At 39.1% G+C, this 3,103-nt stretch carries 4 protein-coding genes and 1 pseudogene; 1 reads left to right on the forward strand and 4 read right to left on the reverse strand.

The window, feature by feature from the left end:
• Positions 1–124: pseudogene (locus KSO91_RS16605) on the forward strand (pseudouridine synthase); the annotation flags it as partial.
• Positions 125–257: 133 nt separating this feature from the next.
• Here the strand turns inward: KSO91_RS16605 and KSO91_RS16610 are convergent.
• The 4 genes from KSO91_RS16610 to KSO91_RS16625 all read right to left on the reverse strand — a co-directional run bounded on the left by KSO91_RS16610 (position 258) and on the right by KSO91_RS16625 (position 2,967).
• Positions 258–1,430: a lipase family protein gene (locus tag KSO91_RS16610; protein WP_238744138.1), complete on the reverse strand. Its 1,173-nt coding sequence runs from the start codon at positions 1,428–1,430 to the stop codon at positions 258–260.
• A 20-nt stretch (positions 1,431–1,450) separates the two neighbouring features.
• Positions 1,451–1,987 carry a DUF4198 domain-containing protein gene (locus tag KSO91_RS16615; RefSeq protein WP_238744139.1) on the reverse strand — a complete coding sequence of 179 codons (537 nt, stop codon included), beginning with the start codon at positions 1,985–1,987 and terminating at the stop codon, positions 1,451–1,453.
• 140 nt (positions 1,988–2,127) lie between these two features.
• Complete coding sequence (locus KSO91_RS16620) at positions 2,128–2,487, reverse strand: alpha/beta hydrolase family protein (protein WP_238744140.1); 360 nt, start codon at positions 2,485–2,487, stop codon at positions 2,128–2,130.
• A gap of 45 nt (positions 2,488–2,532) precedes the next feature.
• The gene (locus KSO91_RS16625; protein ID WP_238744141.1) at positions 2,533–2,967 is read right to left on the reverse strand and encodes a DUF6795 domain-containing protein; all 435 of its coding nucleotides are present in this window, start codon (positions 2,965–2,967) and stop codon (positions 2,533–2,535) included.
• Between the last annotated feature and the right edge of the window lie 136 nt (positions 2,968–3,103).

Consider the following 3,103-nt stretch of genomic DNA (forward strand, 5'->3'; position numbering starts at 1 on the left):
CCGTAATCGTCAAGTACGACGTATGACGGCGAATATTGGTTTTCCGACACTGCGTTTAATCCGTTATCGGATTGGTAGTTGGACGATTGATGGTATTGACAATGGGCAATATAAATTACTTTAGATTTTATTATTGGCACGCATAGGCGAATTAGTTTGATGTAAACTTTTGCTCGATTCAATTATAAACAGGGGCATGGGCTTTACCCACAAAGAGAAAAAATTGCGTGTCCTCAACTTTTTCTTTTTTGCTTTTATTAATCAATAGTATTAAGTGCAGCTCTAACTGAGCGGTGCAAAACGTCAATGGTTTTATCAAACACCCACTTAATAAACTCAAAAGTCAGCTCTGTTATTTTGACAAATGCTTGTCCTGCAAAAGCTAACATATGCCCTAACAACCCCGTCGTCTGCTCTGCAAAACGTGCAGATGATTGTGCTACTTCGGTTAATGTGCGGGCGACTAGATCATAAAATGTCAGTGTCGAGCCAACGCCCGCTTGTGCCAATATACTACTATAATAGCCCGCATCTTTTAGCAATGTAATTAATGCACTGGTGATTTTGTCTGCCCAGTAACCACCGTATGATACATTAATACGATCTGCATATTTCAGACGAACTGGCGTATATAAAAAGTCATTGGATTTTCGGTGTAAACTTGCCCAATCGTTACTCTTTGCAGTATTAATGTAGCCAGGGTTACCATTAAGTCCCATCTTATGGGCATTAGGGCTAAATCCTTGGCTATTATCTAAGCGATATTCAGAAGCGTTATCTGGCGCATGGGTAAAAGGCCATAAAGGAACTTTTGGAACCGGATCTGCACCATGTGTGCAACGGAATATATTATCTAAGCGAGCAGTGGTTTTCTGTGCAAACCCTTGTAAACCGACGCGAGGAGCCCCAAAAGTATATAAATTAACGGGCAATGAATAGGTGCTTTTTAGCCAATCTGCTGTCAGCCCTGCAAGCGCCCCACCGAGGCTATGACCGACACAATGCACTGTACCGCCCGATGATTGCGTTAATCGTGAGCTAAAATATTGTTGAAAAGCAGGTTTCATAGAGTAAAAGGTTTTATTAAACCCCGCATGCACCATTGAGCCTGTTGCTGAGCCACTTAAGCCGCAATGTGCATCGGTAAGCGTATCTTTAAGGGAAGCTGTACCACGTAATGCAATAACATAGTCACCTTTATACACACCTTTCCCTTCCCCCATCAATGCAAACCCTGAGGTGCGGTTAAACAGGTGAGATAAAAAACCACCAGAAACCCCTTTTATGGGGCCATTGGAAAGGTCAAAATCAAAGTGATTTGAGAGATCATCTGCATGCTCTCCTAAGCGATAGCCTAAAACACCTGCTGTTTGTATATCATATGCAGAATCAGCAAGCTGAGACGCAATTTTTGGAGAAATTGTTGACATAAATAGAGCCTTTAAAAATATTACCAGCGACAAATACTGTGAATAAGATGATTACCCTGCGGATATTCATGATTTTTAATTTTAATTTTTTCTTCTGAATTATTTAAATCACAGTTTAAATAATTCAATTTATCTGTTAAATTTTTATTAGCTTCAATACCGATTGATTGGGTATACCAAAGTACATATTGTTGCCCTCTGTGTACCACGCCAATGGTTTGCCTTCTCCTTGACTCGTCAAACATTGACCCAGGTTTCCGAGAACGTATATTTTTTTCTGGAAATAAAAAACGTCCTTGCTCATCTGTCATGGCTTTATCGACCAATTCATCATCATCACCATAAGTTAAACCACGAATAACTTCGAGATTAGGGATTGGTTTCCCCTCTAAAGTGATCTGCCCATGTACTTCGGGGCATAAGTGCACATCGTATTTTTTAAAAAAACTAAACATATCAGCGACAGCCTGTGTTGAAGATAAAAGAAGAAGTAATGAGCCTAGCAGCACCGTTATAAAAACAGGCGCCGATTTATAGTTTATCTGTTTAAACTTCATGTTCATCCATGGGTTAAAAGCGTTATTTCCAATTAGCAATAACGCTTAACTTTATTATGAGCGAGATTTTACTGTTAAACATTTAAAAAAACAATTGCGAATTTATATTTTTATCATATAAAGTGCATTTTAATGCTGTTTTAATGACATAAACTGAAGTGTACCGTCGCACCGGTTGCCGATCCACTGACTCCACAATGCAAATCAGTAATCGCATCTTTAAGAGAATCTGTGCCGCGTAGTGCAATAACATAATCCCCTTTATAAACTCCTTTGCCTTGTCCCACTAATGCAAAACCTGTAGTACGATTAAGCAGATGTGATAAAAAACCACCAGAAACGCCTTTTATGGGACCATTGGATAAGTTGAAATCAAAATATTTTGAAAGTTCATCTGCATCATCCCCGAGTAAACTATATTCCCCACGAGCAGATGGTTTCCTTATTTCGTATGACATAAGGGCTAGTTGAGATGCTATTCTTGGCGTTATTACTGACATTAAATAAGTCCTTTTGGTCCTAATGTGAATAGTAATAAATATTTCCTACCAGCGACAAACACCTCGAACTAGATGATTAGCTTGAGGGTATTCGATGCTTGGAAAGCGTCTTTTTTCATCGGAGCTCTGAATCTCGCAATTTAATGTCATCAACTTTTCTGATAGTGCTTTATTAGGAATGATACCGATTGCTAGCGTGCCCCAAAGTAAATATCGTTTACCATCGTAATCAACATCAATAATCTGCCTAATACTTGATTCATCAAACATAGATCCTGGTTTTCGAGAACGAATATTTTTCTCGGGAAAAGAAAATCGCCCATCAGCATCGGTTAATTCTTTTTCTAGTAACTCATCATCATCCCCATAAGTTAAACTTCGATAAACATCTAATCCCGGTAATGGCTTTCCCTCTAAAGTGATTCGTCCATGTACTTCGGGACATAAATGCACGTCGTATTTTTTTAAAAAAGCAAACATATCAGAGGCAGGTGAGCTTACGGCTGCATAGTTTGACTTGGGCGGTTAGCCCAATTCAGTCTTTTTTGGAAAGCAAGTCAGCCGTTACTCACTATTTTCTAGATAATTCCATGGCAGGTAATTTTCTGGGTTGGCT

Origin of the sequence: Psychromonas antarctica (assembly GCF_022267535.1) — a bacterium.
In the GTDB taxonomy this organism is placed as follows: domain Bacteria; phylum Pseudomonadota; class Gammaproteobacteria; order Enterobacterales; family Psychromonadaceae; genus Psychromonas; species Psychromonas antarctica.

Coding starts and splice junctions, on each gene's coding strand:
- KSO91_RS16625 (WP_238744141.1), bottom strand. CDS start 2,967: ATGTTTGCTTTTTTAAAAAAATACGACGTGCATTTATGTCCCGAAGTA.
- KSO91_RS16610 (WP_238744138.1), bottom strand. CDS start 1,430: ATGTCAACAATTTCTCCAAAAATTGCGTCTCAGCTTGCTGATTCTGCA.
- KSO91_RS16620 (WP_238744140.1), bottom strand. CDS start 2,487: ATGTCAGTAATAACGCCAAGAATAGCATCTCAACTAGCCCTTATGTCA.
- KSO91_RS16615 (WP_238744139.1), bottom strand. CDS start 1,987: ATGAAGTTTAAACAGATAAACTATAAATCGGCGCCTGTTTTTATAACG.